Origin of the sequence: Pseudomonas sp. HMSC063H08 (genome assembly GCF_001813645.1) — a bacterium.
Taxonomy (GTDB): Bacteria; Pseudomonadota; Gammaproteobacteria; order Pseudomonadales; family Pseudomonadaceae; genus Pseudomonas; species Pseudomonas aeruginosa.
Genome location: NZ_KV813436.1, coordinates 1 through 423 on the forward strand (window position 1 = coordinate 1; position 423 = coordinate 423).

At 61.0% G+C, this 423-nt stretch carries 1 pseudogene; it reads right to left on the minus strand.

From position 1 onward, the window contains the following. Positions 1–162 precede the first annotated feature (162 nt). Positions 163–423, minus strand: a pseudogene (locus HMPREF2924_RS36975) (hypothetical protein); the annotation flags it as partial.

Genomic DNA, 423 nt, shown 5'->3' on the forward strand with positions numbered 1-423 from the left:
GTTGCCAGTGGCAACACCCAGTTCGCTGGCGGCGCCATGGTTGATTCTTAGCGAAGTGTTGCTAGTGGCAACACCCAGTCCGCCGGCGGCGCCGTGGTTGATCCTTGGTGGAGTGTTGCGGGCCGCAACACTAAAAAAACACGACGCCCGACCGAGACTTTCTCATGGCTTATCACCCCGCTCGGATGGCACGCTCGATCCGTGTCTGGGCCGAATGAGGTCCTTGAGCCGGCTGAGGACCTCGCTCCCTGTCCGGGTATCACCCCGCATTTGAACCTGGTGCTGTTCAGGCGTCGTGGGGCTTGATGGTGCCGGAGCACGACTGGGGCGTTCCGCTACTGGGATGGTTCGTTCAGCCGGTTCTTCCGGAGCCCAAGAAGCGTTGAACTTTCCCTGGACTGCACGCTGGATGAGCGTCATGAG